Here is a 22,692-nt window from a genome sequence, read left to right as displayed (position 1 = left end):
CGTCGGTTCAGAGCTTTTAGCCCTTCTCGAACGGTTCTGTTCAAGCGGGAGGTAAAAGGCTCTAAACTGCGAATCCGTGGCAAGACGGTTGGAGGCGGGACGCTTGATCAAGGAGAGGAAGAACACGCTGCGCGACTCGGTCTTCGAGTCGCTGAAGGCGCTGATCATCACCGGGCAGATTCCGCCCGGCGCCCGGGTGACGGAGAACGACATGGCGGCGCGCCTCAACGTCAGCCGCACCCCGGTGCGCGAAGCCTTTAACCGGCTCGAGCGCGACGGGCTGGTGGTTGGCCGGCCACGCCAGGGCTATGTGGTGACGGAATTCAACCTCACCATGTTTCGCGAAGCCTTCGACATTCGCGAAATGCTGGATGGACGCGCGACCGAACTCGCCGCCGCCAATGCGACCGCGGCCGACAAGGCGCGGCTGCGAGACATGCTGGCCGAATGCGAGCGGCTGGCGGCGATCCCCGACCGCAGCACCAGGGAGCAATTCGAGGAGCTGCAGGTCGGCATTGACCTGCATCGCGTCATCGCCGAAATCGGCGGCAACGAGATGCTGCACGGCATGCTGTGCGGCATCCTCGACAAGTGCCAGCAATATGTGTGGACGGAACTTTTGTGGCTCGACGAGTGGCAGCTCACCCGCGAGGAGCACACCGGCATCGTCGACGCGATCTGCGCAGGCGACGTCGCACTGGCCGGCGAGCGCGCCCGCGCGCATGTTCGCGGGTCGCGTGAAAACATCCTGCGCCTGCTGCAGGCCAAATCCGACTATCAGGGGTTTTTCGCCAAGGCGTCTTGAGAAGGTTCCTCGCCCCGCGGAGCGGTCCGATCGACGGGGGAGACGAAAAGGCGCGAGTTCGCCGACCTTGGCGTCTTTCCTCTCCCTCCGGAGGGGGGAGAGGTGGCGCTGCGAAGCAGCGACGGAGTGGGGGAAGCCGGTCCTCCAATGCGCCGCCGCTGACAACCACCAGAGGGCCTCAATCAGGACCAGGCATCGCCCCAGCTTGAAGCGACAACGGTCGAGCCAGGTCGACCCCCACTCCGTCGAGCTTCGCTCGACACCTCTCCCCCGATCGACGGGGGAGAGGAAAGGCGCGAGTTCGCCGACCTCGGCTCCCTTCCTCTCCCTCCGGAGGCCCCATTTCATGGGGGCGAGGAAGCCAGCTGAGACGTCAGGCGCCGTAGCCGATGATGCCCTTGACCTCGAGGAAGTCGTGGATGGCCCAGTCGGCATATTCGCGGCCGTTGCCCGACTGCTTGTAGCCACCGAAGGGCGCGAACGTGTCCCACTCCGGATAATTGATCGACACCTGGCCGGCACGCAGGCGGGCTGCGACCTTGCGGGCGCGGTCGATATCCTGCGACTGCACATAGGCGGCAAGGCCGTAGACCGTGTCGTTGGCGATCTTCACCGCCTCGTCCTCGTCATTGTAGGAAATGACCGAGAGCACCGGCCCAAAAATCTCTTCCTTCTCGACGGTCATGCCCGGCGTGACATGGCCGAACACGGTCGGGCGCACATAGTAGCCGCGGTTGAGGTGTTCCGGCCGACCGGGACCGCCGGTGACGAGCGTCGCACCTTCCTTGATGCCGGCCTCGATCAGCCGCTGGATCTTGTCGAACTGGAGGTTGGAGACGACCGGTCCGAGCTTGGTCTCTTCCGAGCGCGGATCGCCGACCTTGTGCGCTTCGGCGGCCTGCTTGGCGATCGCCAGCGCCTCGTCATGGCGGCCGGCCGGCACCAGCATGCGCGTCGGCGCATCGCAGGACTGGCCGCTGTTGCCGAAGCAGGCATTGACGCCCTGACGCACGGCGGCCTCGAAATCGGCATCCGGCAGCACGATGTTGGCCGACTTACCGCCGAGCTCCTGTGCCACGCGCTTGACCGTCTCGGCCGCCGTCTTGGCGACGATGATGCCGGCCCGGGTCGAACCCGTAAATGAGACCATGTCGACATCGGGATGACCGGCCATGATCTGGCCGACATCGGGGCCGGTGCCGTTGATCATGTTGTAGACGCCCTTCGGCGTGCCGGCGGCCTCCATCACTTCCGAGAAGACGATGCCGCTGATTGGTGCGATCTCAGACGGCTTCAGCACCACGGTGCAGCCGGCGGCGATGGCCGGCGCCACCTTGCAGACGATCTGGTTGAGCGGCCAGTTCCAGGGCGTGATCAGCGCGCAGACGCCGATCGGCTCCTTGACCACCATGGTGCCGCCGCGCTTCTCCGAGAAATCGTACTCCTCCAGCGCCTTGATGGTGGCTTCCATATGCGCCCTGCCCGCCCAGGCCTGCGCCTCGCGCGCCCAGGTGATCGGCGCACCCATTTCCTGGCTGACGGCCTGGGCGATGTCCTCGTAGCGTTCGTTGTAGACTTCGAGGATGCGCTTCAGCAGCGTCAGGCGCTCAGCCTTGCTGGTCTGCGAGAAGGACGGGAAGGCGGCCTTGGCGGCAGCAACCGCCTTGTCGACGTCGGCCTTCGAGCCAACGGATATCTTGGTGTAGGCCTCTTCGGTGGAGGGGTCGATCACGTCCAGCGTTGCCGGCGCCACGGGCGCCACCCATTTGCCGTCGATGAAGAAATTCAGATGATTGCTCACAATAGGGCTCCGATATCTGGAAATGGCGAGGAGATCAGCTGGAGAGCATAGGGCAGTTGGCGCCACGGCGCAGGCTGATATGCGCCACGTCGCCGACGCTGAATTGAAAACCCTCGGCCCGGCGCGGCGCGTCGATCACCACCGGCATCCCCTGCCCCAATTCGGCATGCAGACGCAAGGTGCGGCCGTGGAAGACGATGCTGTTGACCCGCGCCGGCGCGGTACCGGAGGCTGCCTCGGTCGCCACCAGCAGGTCCTCGGGACGCACGCCGATGGTGCGCACAGCGCCTTCGCCGGGTGCCTCGCCGGTTTCGGAAATGGCCTCCAAGGGCAAGGCGCCTGCGGTGAAGCGCAGGCGGTCGCCGTCGCGGTCGACAAAGCGCGACTGCAACAGGTTCATCGTGCCGATGAAGCTGGCGACGAATTTGGTGGCGGGCCGATCGTAGAGGGTCGCCGGCGGGGCGATCTGCTCGATGCGGCCCTTGTTCATGACGACGATGCGGTCGGAGATCGACAAGGCTTCGGTCTGGTCGTGGGTGACCATGACGAAGGTGGTGCCGAGCCGCGACTGCAGCCGCTTCAGTTCGACCTGCATCTGCTCGCGCAGATGCGCGTCCAGTGCCGACAGCGGCTCGTCGAGCAACAGCACGCGCGGTTCGCAGACAATGGCGCGAGCGAGCGCGACGCGCTGGCGCTGGCCGCCCGACAGCTCGGAGACGCGAGCGCCGATCTTGTCGCCGAGGCCGACCATGTCGAGCGCTTCGCCGACGCGCTTGGCCTGTTCCGTCCCTGACAGCTTGCGCAGCGACAGGCCGAAGCCGACATTCTCGGCAACGTTCATGTGCGGGAACAGCGCATAGTCCTGGAACACGGTGTTGACCGGGCGATCGAACGGCCTGAGCGCGGTGATGTCGCGGCCTTCGAGCAGCACCTTGCCGCTCGACGGGCTCTCGAAACCGGCAATGACGCGCAGGCTGGTGGTCTTGCCGCAGCCGGAGGGGCCAAGCAAGGTCAGGAATTCGCCGCGGGCGATGTCGAGGTCGACGGCATCAAGCCCGACGATGCCGCCGGGGAAAATCTTCGAGACCGCGTCCAGCCGCACCAGGGCATCAGGCGCCATCGCGCACCTCTGACGGCTTGGTCGTGTTGACCCACAGGATCTGGCAGCGCTCGGCGCCCGGGTTGCGGAAGGCGTGCAGAAGCGTGCTCTTGAAAGCAAAACTGTCGCCGGCCTTCAGCCCGTAGGTGGTCGAATCCACCACCAGCTCGACCTCGCCCGACAGGACATAGCCGAACTCATGGCCGGCATGCGCATAGGCATCGGCGGTGCCGCCGCCGGCCTCGACGCTCACCAGCATGCCGGTGAGCGTGGCGGCGGGCGGCGACAGCAGCGCCTTGGCGATGCCCTCCGACTTCACCGGGATCTGCCGCCGCTTGTCGGCACGGACACAGTAGAGATCGTTGACGGCATCATTGCCGTCAGTGATCAGCGCCGAGGGCTCGATGTCCAAAGCGGCGGCCAGCGGCCAGATCACCTTGACCCGCAGCGAGGACATGCCGCGCTCGATCTGGCTGAGCGCGCCGATCGACACGCCGGCCTTTCCGGCAAGCTCGGCCAGCGACAGGTTGCGCTCCAGCCGCAACGCCCGCACGCGCCGGCCGACCCGCACGTCGGCATCGTCCTTCGGCCTTTCAGCCGCCTCGTCCAGCATGTCCATCCGTTCGTCCTCGTTTGCTTTCCCTTCTCCCCTTGTGGGAGAAGGTGGATCGGCGCGCAGCGCCGAGACGGATGAGGGCTGGGCGACGGAATGAGACGTCTGCATTCCCTGGAACACCCCTCATCCGGCCGCTTCGCGGCCACCTTCTCCCACAAGGGGAGAAGGGGAGGTCTGCGCTGCTCACCCGCCCGCCTTGACCTTCTCGAACATCTTGGCGAGGTCGTCATTCTGTTTCATCGGGCCGGTGAAGATTGTGGTCTTCAGCATCACCTCCGGGTCGGACGGCAGCTGCAGCTTGTCCAACTCCTCCTTCGGCACGGCGGCGAAAGCCGAACTGGTCGAGCTGCCATAGCCATAGGCCTGGATCAGGTATTTGCCCGAATCCGTCTCCAGCCGGCTGTTGATGAAGTCATAGGCAAGGTCGACGTTCTTGGCGTCCTTGAGCATGACGAAGCCGCAGGACCAGGTCAGCATGCCTTCCTTCGGCTTCATGAACTCGACCGGCACGCCCTGCTTCTTCAGCGAGGTGGCCGAGGCGTTCCACGTCATGGCGGCGACCAGCTGGCCGCTCGCCAGCGCCTGCTCCACCGAGGTCATGTCTGTCGTGTAGTTGGAGAGTAGCGGACGCTGCTCGCGCAGCTTCTCCGCCACCTTGTCCATTTGCTCGGGCGTCATGTCGAACGGATTGACGCCGGCGAGAAGTGCTGCCACGACAGGCGTGTCATGCACGGCATCGATCGTCGCCATGCGCCCGGCATACTGTTTGTCCCACAAAAGGTTCCAGCTCGCTTCCGGGTCCTTGACCAGGTCGGTGCGGTAGAGGATCGAGGTGTTGCCCCAATCCCACGGCACCATCCAGACCTTGCCGTCGCCGGCCTGCAAATCGGGCAGGTTCTTGAAGACGGGGAAGATGGAATCCCAGTTCTTAATGCGCTTGGTGTCGATCGGCTGCAGCAGGCCTTCCTTGTTCCAGCGCGCCACCTTGTCGTAGCAGGGATGCGCGACGTCGGGGCGGAAGCCTGCCTTGACCTTGGTGAAGGCGTCGTCGTCATCGCCGAAGATCGAGGCCTCGACGCCATCGGGATGGGCGGCAAGGAAGCTCTTGTTGAAGTCGGGCAGTTCGTAGCCCGACCAGGTGAAATATTGCAGCTTGTCGCCGGCGAAGGCGACCGTCGACGACAGTACCAGCGCGAGAGCGGCGAGACCGGCTCGCGCCTTGTTTCCGGTGATCGATTTCAGGTCGAATGCCATTTTCGTTCTCCTCTTCGTTGTTATGCTCAAGCTGGATTGGCGGCGGCTGCCCGGCGGGCGGTCCCGAGCCCGCGGTGGCGCAAAAATTCGGCAAGGGCGGCAATGATGAAGGACACGACCAGGATCGCGGTGCCCAGCGCCATGACGGTCGGCAGCGAGCGGGGAAAGCGCAGCTGGCTCCAAATGTAGAGCGGCAGCGTCGGCTCGGTGCCGGCAAGGAAGAAGACGACGATGAACTCATCGAAGGAGGTCAGGAAGGCGAGCATGAAGGCCGACAACACGGCGGGCAGGCTGAGCGGCAGCATGACGCGCCGGAACGTCGTCCAGTCGGAGGCGCCAAGGTCAAGTGCCGCCTCGCGAATGGTTTTCGGGATGGCGGCGAAGCGGCTGCGCATGACGACCACGGTCGTCGGCAGTGCCACCAATATGTGGCCGAGCACGATGGCGATGCGCGACGGGCCGAAGCCGACGAGGTTGACCAGGATCAGCAGCGAAATGCCGACGATGACGCCGGGGATGAGGATCGGCAGCCGGGCAATGGCGCTGATGGCGGCCGCCAGCGGCGAGCTTCCATAGAGATCCATATAGGACACGGTGATGCCGCAGAGCGTGGCGCCGCTGGCGGCGATGGTGCCGATGACGAGGCTGTTGGCCAAAGCTCCCGACAGGGCCGGATTGCCGTAGAGCGTCGCGTACCATTGCAGCGTAAAACCGTGCAGCGGAAACGCCGCCTGGATGGAATCGTTGAAGGAAAACAGCGGGATCAGCAGGATTGGCAGATAGAGGAAGACCAGATAGGCAAGCACATAGGCGCCGAGCCAGCGGCCGCCTGCATTGGCCTCGGTGCGCGCCGCGCTCATGTGCGGCTGCCAAATCTGCGGTCGGCACCGCGCGCGACCAGAACCACGCACAGGATGACCAGCATGACGCAGACCGAAAGTGCGGCGCCGAACGGCCAGTCATTGGCCTTGCCGAACTCGGACTGGATCAGTGAGCCGATCATGGTGCTGGCCGGACCGCCGACCATGGCCGGGGTGACATAGTCTCCGACCGTCGGCACGAAGACGACGAGGGCCGCCGCCAGCACGCCCGGCATCGAATTCGGCAGCACGACGCGGCGGAAACTGGTGAAAGGTTTTGCGCCAAGGTCAGACGCCGCTTCGAGTAGCGACTTCGGAATGGTGTCCAGAGCCACATAGATCGGCAGGATGGCGAACGGCGCATAGGCGTGAGCGAGCGTGACGACGACCGCCGCCGGCGTGTTGAGGAAGGCAAGCGTCGGCTCGGACCAGATGCCGCTTTCGATCAGCGCCGAGTTCAGCACGCCATTGTAGGCGAGCACGATCTTCCAGGCGAAGACGCGCAGGAGATAGCTGGTCCAGAACGGCAGCGTCACCAGGAACAGCAGCAGGCCACGCCGCCGCCCGGCATGGAAGGCGAGATAATAGGCGACGGGATAGGCGGTGACGACGGTCGCCAGCGTCACCAGGCCGGCGATGACCAGCGAGCGCAGCGTCACCGTCCAGTACAGCGGATCAGACGCGACCGTGGCGAAGTTCGCGACAGTGAGGCCGGCCCCGAGCAGTGAGCCGTCATTGCCGCGAAAGGCGAGGAAGAGCACGAGGCCGAGGGCAAACAGGATGAGGAAGAAAGTGACCAGCCCGCCCGGCAGCAGCATCGCGAAGCGGAAAGCCGGTGAAGACCGGGATTCCGGCAGCGACTGCCCTGCTGCGATGGTCGACATCGAACCGTCCAACGGAATTATGAAACCGGCTTAGCTTTTTTCATATTCATGAAACTGTCAAGTTGAATCGCAAGGCGCCCAAGCGCCGCCTTCGAAATCAGCGCTCGAAGGCGTCCAGCATGCGATACCAGGCGATCGTCGCGGCGACGCCAATCTGGCGGAAGGCATGGAATGGGATCGGCCGGATTGGCGACAGAGGGAACGGCAGCTGGTTGATGTCGCCATTCGCAAGGTAGCTCGCCATCCGCCCGCCGAGCGCGGTCATCAGGCCGACGCCACGGCCCTGGCAGCCGACCACGGCGAGCAGGCCCGGCTCCGGTTCGTGGATATGCGGCAAGTGATCCGGCGTCATCGCCACGCGTCCGAACCAGCGCTTTTCTATCGCGACGCCGGCAAGCGCTGGATAGAGCCTGGCCAGCGCCCGTTCGAGATGCACCCAGTCACCCTCACTGGTCGGCAGCGCCATGCGGCCGCGCCCACCGAGCACCAGCCGGCCGTCGGCGCTCTTGCGGTAGTAGACGAGGATGCGGCGCGAATCCGACACTGCTTGCCCTTCCGGCAGAATCGTCGCCGCGAGGTTGGAAGACAACGGCACCGTCGCGATCTGGAAGGAATGCAGCGGCACGATGGTCTCAGCCAAGCCGGGAAGCAGCCCGCCGGTATAGGCGTTGGTTGCAAGCACAACCGCCTTCGCCCGCAGTTCGGCGCCGTTTGCGGTCGAGACGCGCCAAAAGCCGGCTTCCCTGCCAAGTTTCACCACCTTCTGGCGCTCGGCGATCCGGGCGCCGGCGGCTGTGGCGACGCGCGCCAGTTCCGACGTATAGGCGAGCGGGTCGATGACGCCGGCGCGGCGGTCGAGCCAGCCACCGAGATAGCCCTGCGCGCCGGTCATCGCCGCGATTTCCGCCTGGCTCAGAAGCTGGACATCGGCGCCACGCGCCCGCCACTGGCGGTCGCGGTTGGCTGCCGCCTTCAGCGCGGTCTCGGTGTGCGCGGCCTGGATCCAGCCATTGCGAACGAACGGCACCGCCAGTCTCTCGTCGCGGATGAGGTCGAACACCGCATCGGCTGTCGAGGCGGCAAAATTGACCAGCGCCGCGCCGCGTTCGGGCCCGAAATGCTCAAGCAGCCATTCCGGATCATACTTCAGGCCGGGGATGACTTGGCCGCCATTCAGCCCCGACGCGCCCTCGCCGATCGCGCCGGCCTCGAGCACCTGGACTGCAAGACCGAGGCGCGCCGCGTGCAAGGCGGTCGACAGGCCCATGATGCCGCCGCCGACGATGACGACATCTACAGGGCTGCCGGCCGGGAAAAGCGACGGAAGTGCGATTACCGCTTTGGGCTTTTGCCAGATCGGATCGGAAAACGCTGCGGGCAAGGATCACCTTGATGTTGATTGTGCGTGAAAATTCTATTGTCGATTTCACATATTTGAAAGAGCGTTTCGATCTTGTTGCGACGCCTGTGGGTAATTTTCCGGCCGGCCCTGTCGAAACCCGCATCACGAACGGGATAGACCTTTGACCGGAATCCGACGAAAGTGCCGCGCCGATCGGCCCGCCTTTCAGCCAAGGCGGACGGCCATAACCAGACTGGGAGACCGCAGACATGACCAATCCAAGCCACCTGCCCGCCGACGGCCTGTTCATCGGCCGGGCTCGGACAGGCGAAGCGTCCTATCCGCTGGTGGTCACGGTGCGCGACGGCACGGTCCTCGACATCACCTCCAGCACGGCGCCAACCGTTCGCGATGTCTGCGAAATGGCCGACCCCGCAGGCTATGTTCGCGCCGCCAAGGGCAAGCCGATCGGTTCGCTCGACGCGATTGCCGCCAACAGTTTCGCGGCGACGCGCGATCCGGCAAAGCCCTATCTGCTCTCCCCGGTCGACATGCAGGCGGTCAAGGCCTCCGGCGTCACCTTCGTTGTCAGCCTGCTCGAACGGGTCATCGAGGAGCAGGCGCGCGGCTCGGCGGAAAAGGCCGACGCCATCCGCGCCGACATTGCCGGGCTGATCGGCCACGATCTGTCGAAGCTGAAGCCCGGTTCGCCGGAAGCGATGGAGATCAAGGCCAAGCTGATCCAGCGCGGCGCCTGGTCGCAATATCTGGAAGTTGGCATCGGTCCCGACGCGGAGATCTTCACCAAATGCCAGCCGATGGCCTCGGTCGGTTTCGGCGCCGATGTCGGGCTGCATCCGGTGTCGACCTGGAACAATCCGGAACCGGAGATCGCCATGATCGCCGCCAGCAGCGGCAGGATCGTCGGCGCCACGATCGGCAACGACGTCAATCTGCGCGACGTCGAGGGACGTTCAGCGCTGCTGCTCGGCAAGGCCAAGGACAACAATGCCTCGGCCTCGCTCGGCCCGTTCATCCGGCTCTTCGACGACACCTTCTCCATCGACGACGTGAAGCAAGCCATCGTGCGCCTGAAGGTCGAGGGAGAGGACGGATTTTCGCTGGAGGGCGCAAGCTCGATGGCCGAGATCAGCCGCTCGCCGGAAGAGCTTGTCGCCGCCGCAATGGGGCCGCACCACCAGTATCCGGATGGGCTGGCGCTCTATCTCGGCACCATGTTCGTGCCGTCGAAGGATCGCGGCGAAAAGGGCAAGGGTTTTACCCACAAGGTTGGCGACATCGTCACCATCTCGTCGGAGAAATTCGGCGCGCTGGTCAATCGTGTGCGGCTGTCGCCCGACTGTCCGCACTGGACCTATGGCGCCAGCCATTTGATGCGCGACCTCGCCAAGGCCGGTCTGATCTAGCCGGCCCGCCTCACCCGCGACCGGGAGCGAGGCCCCGAGCTCTCGGAAAATATCACCTCAGCTGATGCAATCTGATGGGATTGCTGATGGCGCAGCGCCGTGCGCCAACGTCCACTGGCAGATGGAGGCTTGCCAGTGGCCGGAAAAGGGAATGCTCTGAGGGCACCCGGTCGGCGCTGGCAGGAGATGCGATCCTTGGGCCGCATCGCGCCTGACGGGGGGATCGTTTTCAACATGGGAGGAAATCAAATGCTGTCGAGGCTAAGACTGCTCGTGCTTGGCTTGATCGCGCTCATTGCCATTCCGGCAATGGCGCAAGCCAAGACGTTCTACTGGATTTCGCATGGCGGCCCGGCCGACCCGGTCTGGACCTACTTCCTGGCCGGCGCCAAGCAATGGGCGACGGACACTGGCAACACCGTCAACACCTCGTTCCACAATAACGACGTGGCCTCGCAGCAGGAGGCGGTGCGTGCCGCCATCTCGGCCAAGGCAGACGGCATCGTCACCACCAGCCCCGACCCGGGCAGCCTGGTCGAGATCGTCAAGGAAGCGCGCGCCGCCAACATCCCGATCATCAACTTCAACACGCCCGACCCGAAAGCCAATTTCAATGCCTATGTCGGCGGCGACAACGTCACCTTCGGCAGGCACTGGGCGCAGTATCTGGTCGACAAGGGCCTGGTGAAGAAGGGCGATTTCGTCTGGATGCCGGTCGAAGTTCCCGGCGCCACCTATGGCGTGCAGGAAGAGGAAGGCATCAAGAGCGTGTTCGAGCCGCTCGGCATCACCTACGAAATCACCGAAGCCACGCTCGACCAGGCCGAAGTGATCAACCGCATGGTCGATTACCTCACCGCCAACAAGGCCAAGGTCAAGGCGATCATCGGCCTCGGCGACCTCGTCACCGGCTCGATCAAGCGGGTGTTCGACCAGGTCGGCGTCAAGCCTGGCGAAATCCCGGTCGTCGGCTGGGGCAACTCGCTCGACACCACGCAGGAAGTGCTGAATGGCTACGTCAATGCCGGCCAGTGGCAGGACCCGCAGGCGACCAGCTATGTCGCGCTTTCACTGGCCAACATGGCTGCCAGCGGCATTCCTCCGGGCTTCAACGTCATCACCGGCGCGCTGTACGAAAAAGACACCGCCGGGGTGTACGACAAGATCCTGTCCGGCAAATAACCCCTCGACTACCAGCACCGCGCGTCTTTCGACGCGCGGCGCTGGACGCTATCGTCGCCGAGCCCGCGCCGTCATCTACGGTGCAGGTCTCAGCCCATTCCATTCATGTCGCGGGTTGCTCGTGGAAAATCGTTCCCTCATCCAAGGCCTGATCGGCAGGCCGGAATTCGGGCCATTCGTCCTGCTCGTCATAGAGCTCGTCGTCTTCTGGGGTATCAATCCGGACTTCCTGTCGCCGCAGAACATTTCCAACATACTGGCCTTCACCGTCGAGCTCGGCCTGATCGCGCTGACGATGACGCTTTTGATGACATCGGGCGAATTCGACCTCTCGGTCGGATCGCTGTTCGGCTTCTCGCCGGTGCTGATGTGGACGCTGTTCAACAGCGGTGTCACCTCGCTGGAGATGGGGCTCGTCGTCGCGCTTGTGGTTGCCGCCTTCATCGGACTGGTCAATGGCTGGTTCGTGACGCAACTCAAGATCCCCTCCTTCCTGGTGACGCTCGGCATGCTGCTGGTGGTGCGCGGCACCGCGCTCTTCGTCACCGATGGCTTCCCGCAGCGGACCTGGAGCGCCGAAGGCAGTTGGCTGGCGGAAGCGCTGGTCGGCGATTTCTTCATCGGCCCGTTCCGCGTCTACATGTCGCTGTTCTGGTTCATCGCCGCCGCGATCGCGCTGGGCTACGTGCTGACGCAGAGTCGCACCGGCAACTGGATCCAGGCCGCCGGCGGCAACCCCAATGCGGCGCGCGCCCGCGGCGTCAACGTCAACGGCGTCAAGATCGGCCTGTTCGTGCTGTCGTCGCTGATGGCCTCGCTTGCCGGCGTCATCTCCTCGCTGCGCACCTCGGCGGCCAACCCCAACAGCGGCACCGGCTACGAGCTCGAAGTCATCGCCATGGTGGTGATCGGCGGCACGGCGCTGACCGGCGGACGCGGCACGATCATCGGCACCGTGCTCGGCATCCTGATCCTGCGCGTGATGCGCAACGGCATCGTGCTGATCGGCGTGCCGGGGCTTGCCTACAACATCTTCATCGGCGCCATCATCCTCGGCATGATGGCGCTCCACTCATGGCTGGAACGCCGGCATCAGGCAGGGACGTGAACCATGGCTGAACCGCTCATCCGCATGACAAACATCCGCAAGTCCTACGGTCGCGTGCAGGCGCTGGTGGACGCCAATTTCCACGTCAACGAACAGGAGATCGTCGGCCTGCTCGGCGACAACGGCGCCGGCAAGTCGACGCTGATCAAGGTGCTGTCGGGCGCGGTGCCGCTGACCAGCGGCGACATCTTCATCCGCGGCAAGAAGGTGAATCTGCGCAGCACCAGCGATGCCATCGCCCACGGCATCGAGACGATCTACCAGGATTCGGCGCTGGTCACACAGCTGTCGATCGCCCGCAATTTGTTCCTCGGCCGCGAGCCGATCAAGCCGCCGCGCTTCCTCAACCGCATGGACCAGGAGGCCATGAACCTGGTCGCCCGCGACCTGCTGAAACAGGTCGGCATCTCCAAGAACATTCCGCCAACGACGCCGATCGGCTCGCTGTCGGGCGGCGAGCGGCAGGCGGTGGCGATCGCGCGCGCCATGCATTTCGACAGCGACCTGATCATCCTCGACGAACCGACCAACAATCTCGGCGTCGCCGAGACGCAAGGCGTGCTGAGCTTCGTGCGCAGCGCCCGCGATTCCGGGCACTCCTGCATTTTCATCGCCCACAACATCCATCATGTCTTCCAGGTGGTCGACCGCATCGTCGTCATGCGCATGGGCAAGGTCGTGGCAGACGACATCGATCCGAAGAAGACCAATGTCGCCGAGGTCGAGCGGATCATCACCGGCATGTCCGACAAGGAAATCCGCGCGGCTCTCGCAGAGGACACGCAACGGCCAGGCTGAGCACCACCCATCGCTGGCACAGGATCGCAGCAGCTCCTATGACTGTGACAATGAAAGCCACCGTTGCCGATATCGCCAGAAGCTGCGGGCTGTCGACCGCGACCGTCGACCGGGTGCTGAACAACCGGGCGGGTGCAAGTGCCGCCAACCGGCAGCGCGTGATGGAGGCTGCCAGGCAGCTCGGCTACCTGCCCGTGGTCGACCAGGTGGCGTTGCCGTCGAGGCCGGCGCATCTGGAATTCTTCCTGCCGATCGGCTCGAACGCCTTCATGATCGATCTGGCCAAACATATCGAGGACTATGCGGCGCGCCTGCCGCTGGTCGCTTCATGCCGCATCCACAGCCTCGCCGGCATCGCGCCCGGCGCGCTGCAGGGCGCCATCGAAAACCTCTCGCTCAAGGCGAACGGCGTCGGAGTCATCGCCGTCGATCATCCGAGAACGCGCAACATCCTGCGCGAGGTGGTCGAGGCCGGCATCCGCCTGGTCACGCTGGTCTCGGACGTTCCGGCGGCACCGCGCTCGGCCTATGTCGGCATCGACAACCGGGTCGCCGGCCGCACCGCGGCACTTTTGATGGGCCGGTTCCTCGGCGGCCGCACCGGACATCTGGCCATGGTCGTCGGCTCACGCTCCTATCGCGGCCATGAGGAGCGCGAGATGGGCTTCCGCTCCGTACTCTCAGAGGAATTCCCCAATCTCACCGTCTCGAGCGCCGTCGAGATCAACGACGAGCCGGAGGTGAGCTACACCGCGACGATGAAGGCGCTGCACAATGAGCCGGAATTGCTCGGCATCTACTGCGTCGGCGCCGGTCGCTCGGGTGTGGCAAAGGCATTGCTGGAGGCAAGGCCGAAGAAGAAGCCGGTGTTCATCTGCCACGACCTGACCAGGGAAACGCGCGGCTATCTGGTCGACGATATCGCCGATGTCGTCATCGACCAGAATGCGCGGCTGATCGCCGAACAGTCGGTCATCCGCCTGCTCGGCTCGATCGCGTCTTCGGCGCCTTACCTGACGAAAAAATTCATCGAGCCACGCCTGATCTTCAAGGAAAACGTGCCGGTTCAATAGGTTAGTGCGCCGCAGAAAGGTCGCTTTGTCCGGATTTGTCGGAGGATTGGTGGCTGATGCGGCAATTCTGCACACCTGCTATGCAACTTTTATGGTTGCCGAATCATTAAGCAATCGGTAGATATCTGGGTGTCGGCCATCTACTCCTCCCAGATGCGATGCCGACGCTGAATGCGGCGCACCTCCTCCCGCGTCTCATTCGAAATCGAGCCCGCTGCCACCTCCTCCCGGCAGCGGGCTTTTTTCGTTCCGGGGTACAGATTCAGGATTCTTCAGCGTCAAAAACGCGAAGCTTTGGTCCTATCGCGCCCGGAACGACGCAATCAAACCTTCCGCCATGCGCACGAATTGCGCGCTCGGGCCTTCGGCGCCGACGCTCTGCATCGAGACGCGCGCGCCTTCGAGGAGCAGCGACAGCGTGTCGGCGAGAAGCTCGGCCTGGCCGACGCCTGCGTCACGGCAAAGCGACACCAGCCGGTCGCGCTGGGCCTCTTTCAATTCCTTGATGACGCGCCGCGCCGGATGGTCGGTCTCGCTGAGTTCGATGGCGGCATTGGCCATGTCGCAGCCGCGGCTGTCGGCATTGAGCATATCGGCGGCCTTGCGAACCCAGGCATGCAATTGCGCGAGCTTGTCGCCGGGATATTCGGCCTCGAATGCGTCCCATATCGCGGCGGCCTTGCATGCGGTGGCGCGCAGGCATTCGATGATCAGGTCGTCCTTGGACTCGAAATGACGGTACAGCGTCATCTTGTTGGTGCCGGCGGCCTCGGTGATGGCGTCGACGCCGACGCCCTTGATGCCATGTTTGTGAAACATGTCCTGCGCCGTCTCCAGGATACGATCCCGGGGGCGAACGCGTTCCGTCGTGCCGTCTGCCATCGAAGTCTCCTTGTCTCCCTAAAAATTCGGCTCACCTCTTGACTAGGGTGTTACCGGTCTGTAACTTTAGCGATGTTACTTACTGGTAACACCCATCTTGCCTCCCGTCAACGACAGGTTATCGCCGTTGGGTCCTGCCGGGGCGAAATAGGGCAAGAACACTGCATGTCATGCGGCTTCGGCCGGTGAGAACGAGAAAAACGGTTCGCGATCATCCGATGCGAATCGCCAGCCAGGAGCCGCTCCTATGTCGCAGCGCAAGGATTTGACGATCGATGAAGCCATCCGGGATCCGATGATCCGGCTGGTGATGAAGGCGGACCGCGTCGATCCGCGCGCCTTGGAGGCGACGCTGCGTTCGTTGGCGGCCGCGCAGGCGCCAGCCCGCAAGGCGGCGGCGCGCTTTCCCGATGAGACGGCGCGCAGCCGGCAGCTGTCCAGAATCGCCAACGCGTTTGGCGAAGCAAAAGCATTCAACGAGGCCTGCGTGTCATGGTGAACTATTTCATCCACCGCCCGATCTTCGCGTCGGCGATCGCCATCATCATGGTGCTCGCCGGGGCGATTTGTTATTTCCTTTTGCCGGTCTCGCAGTTTCCCGACATTACGCCGCCGCAGGTCGTGGTCAGCGCCCATTATCCGGGTGCCAGCGCGCAGGTGGTCGCCGATACGGTGACGACGCCGCTGGAGCAGCAGATCAACGGCGTTGAAGGCATGACCTACATGTCGTCGTCGAGCTCCAATGACGGCTCCTCGACCATCACCATCACTTTCGATGTCGGCTATCCGCTGAGCACGGCGGCCGTCGACGTCCAGAACCGCGTCTCGCAAGCCGCCTCGTCGCTGCCGGCGATCGTCAACCAGGGCGGCGTGACGATCAAGAAGCAGAACCCGAACTTCGTTCTCATCGTCAACCTGACCTCGCCCGACAAATCGGTCGACCCGGTGGCGCTGAGCAACCTTGCCTATCTGCAGGTGGTCGATCCGCTGAAGCGGTTGCAAGGCGTCGGCGACGTGCAGATCTTCGGCGAGCGGCGCTATTCAATGCGCGTATGGCTCGACCCGGACAAACTTGCCAATCTCGGCATCACCGCAGTCGACGTCCAGAACGCCATCTCGGAACAGAACGTCCAGGTGGCGGCCGGCAAGATCGGCCAGTCACCGGCGCCCGCCGGCACTGCTTTCGAAATGCAGGTCAGCGCTGTCGGCCGCCTGAGCGACCCAAAAGAGTTCGGCGACATCGTCGTGCGTGCCAACACCGACACCGGCTCGCTGGTGCGGCTGAAGGATGTCGCCCGCATCGAGCTCGGCGCCTTGCAGTATTCCTCGTCCGCCTTCTTCGGCAAGGACCCGACCGTGGTGCTCGCCGTCTACCAGATGCCGGGCTCCAATGCGCTCGACCTGCAGCAGCGCGTCAAGGACAAGATGCAGGAACTGTCGGCGCGTTTCCCCAAAGGCGTCTCCTATGCCATGCACTATGACACGACGCGCTTCGTCTCGGCCTCGATGCATGACGTGCTGATCACGCTCGGCGAAGCGCTGGTGCTGGTCGTGGCGGTGGTGTTCATCTTCCTGCAGAGTTGGCGCACGACGATCATCCCGACCATCGCCATTCCGGTGTCGCTGGTGGCGACCATGGTCGTCATGTACATGCTCGGCTTCTCGCTCAACATGCTCTCTCTGCTCGGTATGGTGCTGGCCATCGGCCTTGTTGTCGACGACGCCATCGTGGTGGTGGAAAATGTCGAACGACAATTGGAGGCGGGTCTCAAACCGCTGGCGGCGACCAAGGCCGCGATGGCCGAAGTCACCGGACCGATCATCGCCACCACAGCAGTGCTGATGGCCGTCTTCGTGCCAGTCGCCTTCATCCCCGGCGTCTCGGGCAAGCTCTACAACCAGTTCGCACTGACAGTGGCGATTTCGGTCGGCATCTCGGCCTTCAACTCGCTAACGCTCAGCCCGGCGCTGAGTGCTGCCTTCCTGCGCCATCGCGGCGAGACGCAGTTCGCGCCGTTCCGCTGGTTCAACACCGGCTTCGACAAGCTCTCGCATGCCTATGCCCATGGCGTGCGCATCCTGATCCGGCTGCGCTGGATCATGCTCGGCCTGTTCGCGGCCGGGCTGGTCGCCACCTACTTCGTCTGGCAGAAGCTGCCCTCGACCTTCCTTCCGGTCGAGGACCAGGGCTACTTCTTCGTCGTCATCCAGTTGCCTGACGGCGCCTCGCTGGAACGCACCGACGCGGTGGCGCAGAAGGCGCGCGACATTCTGCAGGCGACGCCTGGCGTCGACATCGTCGGCTCGATCAGCGGCCTGAACTTCCTGACCAGCGCGGCACAGTCGAACTCGGCGGTCGAGTTCGCCATCCTGAAGCCTTGGGAGGAACGCGGCCCCGACCAGAGCGCATCGAAGCTCGTCGCCGATGTGCGCGGCAAGCTGATGCAGATACCGGAAGCCTTCGCGCTGTCCTTCGATCCGCCTTCGATCCCGGGTATCGGCACCACGGGCGGCTTCGAATTCGTCGTCGAGGATCTCACCGGGCGCGGCAGCGTGGCTCTCAACGATGCGACGCAAGCCGTCATCGCCGAGGCGCGCAAGCAGCCGGAAATCAATCCGCAGCAGCTGTTCTCGCCGTTCTCGACCTCGACGCCGCAGTTCAACTACGACCTCGACCGCAGCAAGGCCAAACTGCTCGGCCTCAACCTGCCCGATGTCTTCAACACGCTGCAGATCTATCTCGGCTCGCTGTACGTGAATGACTTCAACCTGTTCGGCCGCACCTTCCGGGTGACCATCCAGGCCGACAAGGATGCACGTGCGGGTGCGGCCGACATTTCGCGGCTCTATGTGCGCAATGCGTCTGGCGGCATGGTGCCGCTCTCGACGTTGGGCAAGCTGGTGCCGTTCGTCGGTCCGGAAACCGTGCCGCACTACAACAACAACGCCTCGGCCACGATCAATGGCGGCGCTGCGCCCGGCTATTCTTCGGGTCAGGCGGTTGCCGCGATGGAACGGGCCGCTGCCACCGCGCTGCCAAGGGATTTCGGTTTCGAGTGGACCGGCATCACCTTCCAGGAACTCAAGGCAGGCTCGATCGCGTCGGTCGTCTTCGGCCTCGCCATCGTCTTCGTCTTCCTGATCCTGGCGATGCAGTATGAAAGCTGGGCGATGCCGTTCATGGTGCTCTTGGCGGTGCCACTGGCCCTGTTCGGCGCCTTCGCAGCCCTGTTCCTGCGCGGCATGCAGATCGACGTCTACTCGCAGATCGGCTTCGTCATGCTGATTGGCCTCGCCGCCAAGAACGCGATCCTGATCGTCGAGTTCGCAAGGCGGCGACGCGAGGAAGGCCTCACCATCGTCGACGCGGCGATGGAAGCCGCACGGCTAAGGTTGCGGCCTATCCTGATGACGGCCTTCGCCTTCATCCTCGGCGTGTTGCCGCTGATGTTTGCCACGGGCGCCGGTGCAGCAAGCCGGCAGTCGATCGGCACCACCGTCTTTGGCGGCATGGTGGCAGCGACAATCCTGTCGCTGGTGTTCGTGCCCGTCTTCTACGCGGTGATCGAACGGCTGCGCGAAGGCCGCGAGCGCAGCGAGCCCACGACCGCACATGAACAGGACAATATTGAACCGACTGCCGAACCAGCGCCGATGCGCCTGGCCGAAGCAGCCGAATAGGATTGGAGACCAAAATGCGTAAATGGAAAATCGCTTTGGGGACGGCCGTCGCGCTGGGCGCAATCTCGGTGGCGAGCGTGCATCTGCTCGACATGGGCAGTCTCGGCGTCAATGCCGGCACCGCAGGGGCAGCCCCGGCTCCGGCCGCATTCGTCATGCCGGTGCCGGTGGTGAACGTCGTCAGGAAGACGATCCCGATCTATCTCGACTATGCGGCGCGCACCGAGCCGATCCGCAGCATCACGCTGCAGGCGCGCGTGCCGGGCTATCTGCAGGAGCAGGCAGCCGCCGACGGCAGCGACGTCAAGCAGGGCGACCTGCTCTATAGAGTAGCCCCGGAGGATTTCCAGGCGGCTCTCGACCAGGCCAAGGCACAGGTGCAGCGCGACACGGCAACGCTCGACTATGCGCGCTCCAATCTCGGCCGCGGCACCGAGCTCGCCAAGAGCGGCTATCTCGCCAAGGACAGTTTCGACCAGCGCACCAGCACGTTGCGCGAAGCCGAAGCCTCGCTGGCGGTCAACCAGGCCGCGGTGCGGACGGCTGAGCTCAATCTAAGCTATGCCGAGATCAAGGCGCCGTTCCCCGGCCGCATCGGCCGCAACCAGGCCTCGGTCGGCACGCTGGTCAGCGTCGCCGGCACGGTGCTCAACACGCTGGTGCAGCTCGACCCGATCTACGTCACCTTCAATCCGAGCGAAACGGACCTGGCACAGATCGAGCAGGCCAGGGCGGCGGGCCCGATCGATGTCGATATCCTGCTTCCCGGCGAGACGGAGCCGAGCCAGAAGGGTCAGCTCACCTTCATCGACAACACGGTCGACCACTCGACCGGCACCATCACGGCACGCGCGACGATCGGCAATGCGAAGTTCACGCTGCTGCCCGGCCAGTATGTCCGGGTGCGGCTGCACATCAAGGAACAGCCGGACGCGCTGATGGTGCCGCAGGTGGCGCTCGGCTCCAGCCAGCTCGGCAAATACCTCTATGTCCTCGGCAAGGGCAACACGGTCGACCAGCGCATCGTGTCGCTCGGGCCGGTCAATGGCGATCTCATCGCCATCTCCAGCGGCATTGCCGAAGGCGATCAGGTCATCACCGGCAATCTGCAGAAGATCGGACCCGGAATGCCGGTGTCGCCGCTGCCCCAGAAACCGGCCACCTGACAACCCCCGTCAGGCCCGGTCCAACGGCGCCCTCGGCCTCAAGCCGGGGCGCCGTTTTGCTATTTTTGTTTTTACGCAATTCCTCAGGGAAAGCGCTACACGCTTTTCCCGGGAAAACCGCTGTGCACTTTTCCTGGAATTGCTCCAAGCAGTTCGACAAGGCCGGCGACGTCGGCACGCTCGGCCTTCGCCGGCAGCATGAAGGCGCAGTAGGGATGACCAAGCCGCACCGAGACCGGTGACAGTGCGATGAGACGCCCGGCCTCCAGATCGGCGCGAGCCATGACCCGCTGGCCAAGCGCGATCCCGAGGCCGAGCCGGGCCGAGGCGATCGCCAGGCTGGACAGCCCGACGCGCCGTCCTTGCGAGGGATCGGGCGAGCGACTTTGTCCCGACGCCGCGAACCAGTCCGCCCAGCTCGGATGCGTGGCATAGTTCGGACCCCAGTTGGTGTGGATGAACATGCTGTCGTGCACGCCCTCGAGGCCGGATGCGCCATTGCCGTGGCGGTGCCAGAAGTCCGGCGCGCAGACCGGCAGCACCTCGTCGTGGACGAGGCGGACGAGCTTCAAGCCGGGATAGTGATAGTCGCCATAGCTGATGCGCAGGTCGATGTTCTGACGCGCTATGTCGACAGGGTCATCCTCGACCCGAACGTCGATCGCCATCTGCGGAAAGGCCTCCAGAAGCACGGCCAGTCTTGGCGCCAGCCACAGTTCAGCCAGAGAAAACGGCACGCTGACGACGAGGCGGGTTCGCAAGCCGCCTTCCAGCATGCGCCGCCCGATCGCGGCGATGTCGCCAAGCGCGCGCGACGCCTGCGGGTAGATGGCGTGGCCGGCATCGGTCAGCGCGATGCGGTTGCCGCTGCGCACGAACAGCTGCTTGCCGAACCAGTTTTCCAGATTGCGTATCTGCTGGCTGACCGCAGCCGACGAGACGCCGAGTTCGGTGGCGGCCAATGTAAAACTGGCGGTGCGCGCCGCGACTTCGAACGCCCGCACCGCATTCAGCGGCGGAAGCTTTTCCATGTCGTCTCATCCCTAAGTTTTTCTTATGAGAGACTAACAATTTTCGGCGTTGAGGGAAAGATTTCCTTGCTGTCTAGTGACTGCAGGATTTCACGAGGACGCGACGATGAAAGACATTCTCGACCTGGACCGCTACCCGCTCGACCGCGAGGCCAGCCCCGAATGGAAACACCTTGTAGATCAGTCCGTTGCGGCACTGGAAGCCGACGGCATGTTCAATCTGGAGGGTTTTCTGCGCCCCGGCGTCGCCGAACGGGCCGTCAAGGAAGTCCGGCCCGTCATGGACACGCGCTCGCACATCCACAAGCGCATGCACAATATCTACTTCAAGCCCGACATTCCCGAGCTTGCCCCCGACCACCCGGCGCTGCGCAAGGTCGAGACCGTCAGCCACACCGTCTGCGCCGACCAGATCCCCGGCAGCACCGTGCTCGCCATCTACGAGTACGAACCGCTGCTGCGCTTCCTGGCGGCGGCGATGGGCAAGCAGCAGTTGCATGTCATGCTGGATCCGCTGGCCCGCACCAATGTCATGGGCTACCGCGCCGGCGAGGCGCTCAACTGGCATTTCGACCGTTCGGAGTTCACCACGACGCTTCTGCTGCAGGCCGCCGAGCGTGGCGGCGACCTCGAATACCGCACGGACCTGCGCTCGGATGACAATCCGAACTATGACGGCGTCGCCAAACTGCTCGAAGGGCGCGACCCCGAGGCGAAGATATTGCGCATGAAGGCAGGCACGCTGAACGTCTTTCGCGGCAAGAACACCGCGCATCGCGTCACCACCGTCGAGGGCGAGCGCGAGCGGATGATCGCTGTGTTTTCCTACTATGAGAAACCGGGCGTGATGTTCAGTGCCGAGGAGCGGCTGGGCTTCTACGGAAGAGCTGCATAGCGCACCGCCATCAAAAACGGGCAACCAAGAAACTCGCTATTGCTAGATTGTCGACAATCTGCTTGTCTTATCTCCGGTTCTCCCGGAGTGAGCGCATGGCCAAGCTGGACTTCAGTCCGATTGCGGATACGACGCGCAGGGCCGAGATCGTGGCGCTGCTCAGGCGGGCGATCCTGACCGGCCAGCTGGAGCCGGGACAGAAGCTCAACGAACTGAGGATTTCCGAGCAGATGCGGGTGAGCCGCGCGCCGCTGCGCGAGGCGATGCGCGAGCTGGTGCAGGAGGGCATCCTGACCAGCATCCCCTATGCCGGCACATTCGTAATCAATGTGACCGCCAAGGACATCGACGACGCCTATTCGTTCAACAAGGTGATGGACGAGCTTGCCATCGAGCGCGCCTGGAAGCTGCGCGACCAGCGCTTCTTCGACGAGCTCGACCGGCGCCACGAAGCGGTGAAGCAAGCGACCCGCGATCTCGACACAACCCGCCAGATCGAAACGGCGCTACAGTTGCACGGCCTGATCTACGAATGGGCCGACAATTCGGTGCTCCTGGAAACCTGGCAACGGCTGACCAGCCGGCTGCAGATGTATTTCGCCCTCCACCAGCGGGCCCGCAACGAGCCGGTGCCCTCGGAAGACGTCCACGAGACCTATGTGCAGTTGCTGAAGGGCAAGGACATGCGTGCCGCCCAGCGTCATGCCCGCGAACATATCGACCTCGATTTCGAAGAGCTCCTTGCCTACGCGCGCGGCCTCGAAAAGCGCGCATCGAAGGGCGCCTGA

At 64.0% G+C, this 22,692-nt stretch carries 21 protein-coding genes; 12 read left to right on the top strand and 9 right to left on the bottom strand.

Features of this window, described 5'->3' with window-relative positions; genetic code table 11:
- The first annotated feature begins 103 nt into the window (after nucleotides 1-103).
- Nucleotides 104-805 carry a GntR family transcriptional regulator gene (locus tag A6B35_RS11400; RefSeq protein ID WP_006206638.1) on the top strand — a complete coding sequence of 234 codons (702 nt, stop codon included), beginning with the start codon at nucleotides 104-106 and terminating at the stop codon, nucleotides 803-805.
- Between the two features lie 373 nt (nucleotides 806-1,178).
- On the opposite strand, the gene A6B35_RS11395 is transcribed toward A6B35_RS11400, so the two are convergent.
- The 7 genes from A6B35_RS11395 to A6B35_RS11365 form a co-directional block, all read right to left on the bottom strand.
- A complete protein-coding gene (locus tag A6B35_RS11395; protein WP_006206639.1) occupies nucleotides 1,179-2,606 on the bottom strand; it encodes an aldehyde dehydrogenase family protein in 1,428 nt (475 codons plus the stop codon).
- 34 nt (nucleotides 2,607-2,640) lie between these two features.
- Nucleotides 2,641-3,726, bottom strand: coding sequence for an ABC transporter ATP-binding protein (locus A6B35_RS11390; protein WP_006206640.1), 1,086 nt, complete (start codon nucleotides 3,724-3,726; stop codon nucleotides 2,641-2,643).
- Nucleotides 3,716-4,324 (bottom strand): cupin domain-containing protein, encoded by a 609-nt coding sequence (locus A6B35_RS11385; RefSeq protein WP_006206641.1) that lies wholly within the window; start codon nucleotides 4,322-4,324, stop codon nucleotides 3,716-3,718. The genes A6B35_RS11390 and A6B35_RS11385 overlap by 11 nt, the downstream gene beginning before the upstream one ends.
- A gap of 180 nt (nucleotides 4,325-4,504) precedes the next feature.
- Nucleotides 4,505-5,575 (bottom strand): ABC transporter substrate-binding protein, encoded by a 1,071-nt coding sequence (locus A6B35_RS11380; RefSeq protein WP_006200671.1) that lies wholly within the window; start codon nucleotides 5,573-5,575, stop codon nucleotides 4,505-4,507.
- A 26-nt stretch (nucleotides 5,576-5,601) separates the two neighbouring features.
- Nucleotides 5,602-6,435 (bottom strand): ABC transporter permease, encoded by an 834-nt coding sequence (locus tag A6B35_RS11375; protein ID WP_006200672.1) that lies wholly within the window; start codon nucleotides 6,433-6,435, stop codon nucleotides 5,602-5,604.
- The gene (locus A6B35_RS11370) at nucleotides 6,432-7,319 is read right to left on the bottom strand and encodes an ABC transporter permease (RefSeq protein WP_006200673.1); all 888 of its coding nucleotides are present in this window, start codon (nucleotides 7,317-7,319) and stop codon (nucleotides 6,432-6,434) included. The genes A6B35_RS11375 and A6B35_RS11370 overlap by 4 nt, the downstream gene beginning before the upstream one ends.
- Before the next feature lie 97 nt (nucleotides 7,320-7,416).
- On the bottom strand, nucleotides 7,417-8,700 hold the full coding sequence (locus A6B35_RS11365; protein WP_006200674.1) for an NAD(P)/FAD-dependent oxidoreductase: 1,284 nt from the start codon (nucleotides 8,698-8,700) through the stop codon (nucleotides 7,417-7,419).
- Nucleotides 8,701-8,711: 11 nt separating this feature from the next.
- On the opposite strand from A6B35_RS11365, the gene A6B35_RS37155 reads away from it, so the two are divergent.
- From A6B35_RS37155 to A6B35_RS11340, 6 genes are all read left to right on the top strand, one after another.
- Complete coding sequence (locus A6B35_RS37155) at nucleotides 8,712-8,846, top strand: hypothetical protein (RefSeq protein ID WP_280110130.1); 135 nt, start codon at nucleotides 8,712-8,714, stop codon at nucleotides 8,844-8,846.
- Between the two features lie 84 nt (nucleotides 8,847-8,930).
- Nucleotides 8,931-10,088: a fumarylacetoacetate hydrolase family protein gene (locus A6B35_RS11360; RefSeq protein ID WP_006200675.1), complete on the top strand. Its 1,158-nt coding sequence runs from the start codon at nucleotides 8,931-8,933 to the stop codon at nucleotides 10,086-10,088.
- Nucleotides 10,089-10,337: 249 nt separating this feature from the next.
- Complete coding sequence (locus A6B35_RS11355) at nucleotides 10,338-11,270, top strand: sugar ABC transporter substrate-binding protein (protein WP_006200676.1); 933 nt, start codon at nucleotides 10,338-10,340, stop codon at nucleotides 11,268-11,270.
- Between the two features lie 121 nt (nucleotides 11,271-11,391).
- Entirely contained in the window at nucleotides 11,392-12,378 is a 987-nt protein-coding gene (locus A6B35_RS11350) for an ABC transporter permease (protein ID WP_006200677.1), read from the top strand.
- A 3-nt stretch (nucleotides 12,379-12,381) separates the two neighbouring features.
- Nucleotides 12,382-13,176, top strand: coding sequence for an ATP-binding cassette domain-containing protein (locus tag A6B35_RS11345; RefSeq protein ID WP_006200678.1), 795 nt, complete (start codon nucleotides 12,382-12,384; stop codon nucleotides 13,174-13,176).
- Between the two features lie 50 nt (nucleotides 13,177-13,226).
- Nucleotides 13,227-14,249, top strand: coding sequence for a LacI family DNA-binding transcriptional regulator (locus tag A6B35_RS11340; RefSeq protein ID WP_006200679.1), 1,023 nt, complete (start codon nucleotides 13,227-13,229; stop codon nucleotides 14,247-14,249).
- A gap of 300 nt (nucleotides 14,250-14,549) precedes the next feature.
- On the opposite strand, the gene A6B35_RS11335 is transcribed toward A6B35_RS11340, so the two are convergent.
- Nucleotides 14,550-15,131: a TetR/AcrR family transcriptional regulator gene (locus A6B35_RS11335; protein WP_006200680.1), complete on the bottom strand. Its 582-nt coding sequence runs from the start codon at nucleotides 15,129-15,131 to the stop codon at nucleotides 14,550-14,552.
- Nucleotides 15,132-15,378: 247 nt separating this feature from the next.
- Between A6B35_RS11335 and A6B35_RS11330 the strand changes: the two genes are divergently transcribed.
- Genes A6B35_RS11330 through A6B35_RS11320 form a run of 3 tightly spaced genes read left to right on the top strand, consistent with a single transcriptional unit; the run spans nucleotide 15,379 to nucleotide 19,978 of the window.
- Nucleotides 15,379-15,630 carry a hypothetical protein gene (locus A6B35_RS11330; protein WP_006200681.1) on the top strand — a complete coding sequence of 84 codons (252 nt, stop codon included), beginning with the start codon at nucleotides 15,379-15,381 and terminating at the stop codon, nucleotides 15,628-15,630.
- Nucleotides 15,624-18,812, top strand: coding sequence for an efflux RND transporter permease subunit (locus tag A6B35_RS11325; protein WP_006200682.1), 3,189 nt, complete (start codon nucleotides 15,624-15,626; stop codon nucleotides 18,810-18,812). Before A6B35_RS11330 ends, A6B35_RS11325 begins: the two co-directional genes overlap by 7 nt.
- A gap of 14 nt (nucleotides 18,813-18,826) precedes the next feature.
- Nucleotides 18,827-19,978 (top strand): efflux RND transporter periplasmic adaptor subunit, encoded by a 1,152-nt coding sequence (locus A6B35_RS11320; RefSeq protein ID WP_040582227.1) that lies wholly within the window; start codon nucleotides 18,827-18,829, stop codon nucleotides 19,976-19,978.
- 95 nt (nucleotides 19,979-20,073) lie between these two features.
- Here A6B35_RS11320 and A6B35_RS11315 read toward each other — a convergent pair whose 3' ends face one another.
- The gene (locus A6B35_RS11315) at nucleotides 20,074-21,009 is read right to left on the bottom strand and encodes a LysR substrate-binding domain-containing protein (protein WP_006200684.1); all 936 of its coding nucleotides are present in this window, start codon (nucleotides 21,007-21,009) and stop codon (nucleotides 20,074-20,076) included.
- 106 nt (nucleotides 21,010-21,115) lie between these two features.
- Here A6B35_RS11315 and A6B35_RS11310 point away from each other — a divergent pair, with 106 nt between their 5' ends.
- Nucleotides 21,116-21,904, top strand: coding sequence for a HalD/BesD family halogenase (locus A6B35_RS11310; RefSeq protein WP_006200685.1), 789 nt, complete (start codon nucleotides 21,116-21,118; stop codon nucleotides 21,902-21,904).
- Between the two features lie 95 nt (nucleotides 21,905-21,999).
- A complete protein-coding gene (locus A6B35_RS11305; RefSeq protein ID WP_006200686.1) occupies nucleotides 22,000-22,692 on the top strand; it encodes a GntR family transcriptional regulator in 693 nt (230 codons plus the stop codon).

This window comes from Mesorhizobium amorphae CCNWGS0123, assembly GCF_001686985.1.
In the GTDB taxonomy this organism is placed as follows: Bacteria; Pseudomonadota; Alphaproteobacteria; order Rhizobiales; family Rhizobiaceae; genus Mesorhizobium; species Mesorhizobium amorphae.
Note: the sequence above shows the minus strand (reverse complement) of the source record. Positions and strands in the feature narration are given on the sequence as shown.